Source organism: Clostridium neonatale (genome assembly GCF_001458595.1).
In the GTDB taxonomy this organism is placed as follows: Bacteria; Bacillota; Clostridia; order Clostridiales; family Clostridiaceae; genus Clostridium; species Clostridium neonatale.
On record NZ_LN890322.1, the window covers coordinates 1 to 1,601 of the forward strand.

Annotated in this window: 1 protein-coding gene; it reads right to left on the reverse strand. The window is 29.4% G+C overall.

Translation table 11 applies throughout. The features are described from left to right. Window positions 1-138: 138 nt before the first annotated feature. Window positions 139-1,338, reverse strand: coding sequence for an IS110 family RNA-guided transposase (locus BN2920_RS00120; protein ID WP_058293047.1), 1,200 nt, complete (start codon window positions 1,336-1,338; stop codon window positions 139-141). Window positions 1,339-1,601: the final 263 nt, after the last annotated feature.

The window sequence follows — 1,601 nt, forward strand, 5'->3', positions numbered from 1 at the left end:
GCTCGATTGTAGGGAAATTTCAGCTAAAACCTGCTAAGAAAAATCAAGTTTTTTTTAGCAGGTTTTTTATATATTTTTTGCATGACAAATAAATTAAACAGAAATTCTGTTTAATTTAGATATAGATACTATCTAAATTTAAGTATTATAGACTTCTTTTACTCTAGCGTAGTATATTCTTAGAAACTTATTTAATGCAGCAATTTTAGCAACTTTTTTAGGTTTTCCTTCTGCTTCTTTTTTTAACATATATAAAAATATAGGATCATCCTTTGGTTTGGCACTTTTGATACATTTCATAATTTCATATCCAGTTTTTCGTAATAATGCAGAACCTCTTTTAGAAATACGACGTTTGTTTGCAACAAACTGTCCCGACTCAAAAGGAGGTGAATCAATACCCGTATAAGCTATCAAAGCCTTTTTATTATAAAAGCGTTTTAAATCACCGATTTCAGCAATTAAGCGTGGAGCCAATGTATCTCCAACTCCAGGCATATTTCTAACAACATTGTATTCCTTTAAACTACTTGCTAATTCTTGCATTTGTGATAATATCATAGATAGAGTTCTATCTATTTCGCTAAGAACTCGAACAGCTTCTAATACTAACATTTTGGTTGATGGGGTACTAGAAGATAGTGTAGGGATGCCTTCTTGTGCTAAAGCATATATCTGTTTTGCTTTTGTTTCACTTTGATGGTATCCTTTATTTTTTGCCCATTTAAAATAACTATTTATAAATTGCTTTTCATTTTTCTTGGTAATATTATCGTAATGCCAGTATTCTTTAACAAAATCATTTAATTTATCTTTCTCTGGCTTATCGGATCTATTTTTTAATAGATTTTTAATTCCTGGCATTGTTCTATCTAATAGATTACTTAGTACAAGTTTGCTCTCTATTCTCATAGCTATATAATGAGAATATTGCCTACCTAATAATTTTAATTCAGAATACACCTCATCTGTTGCTTCATAGTCAGTTAATTTAAACCAATTATCAATTCCATAATTAGCTATTTTGATAGAATCTAATTTATCAGTTTTACCTTTCCTTAATCCTATAGCAGAATATTTTTTCATAATTAATGGATTTATTACGGCTACAAATATACCATGATTTTTAAGATAAGTAAGTAGTGGCAAATGGTATGCACCGGTCGCTTCCATAACAACTCTAGTTTCTTCATTTAATTCAGAAATAGATTCAACTAATGCTTTTAAATCAGCTTCAGTATGATTTATTTCATGTGGTTCACTAATAACCTCACCATATTCTTTCAATATACATACTGTACTTTTTCCTTTTGAAACATCAATTCCAACACTAATCATGTTAATCCTCCTAAAAAATTATTGTAATTTTAATCCACCCACACTTATTACAATTCATTTTGGTTAGTTACACGAAAGCCGTACGGTTTCAACCTGCTTAATCGAATCTTTATAATAAGGGATGGCTGACAGTTTTAGCTACGGATGTTAAAACCCAATTCTAAAGTCGTCATACCAAATTACTCCCTTTATTATAAATTAAAATAAGTGCAGATGTTAAATCATATATTTATGATTTGTATCTACACTTATAGAGTACCAAA

Coding starts and splice junctions, on each gene's coding strand:
- BN2920_RS00120 (WP_058293047.1), bottom strand. CDS start 1,338: ATGATTAGTGTTGGAATTGATGTTTCAAAAGGAAAAAGTACAGTATGT.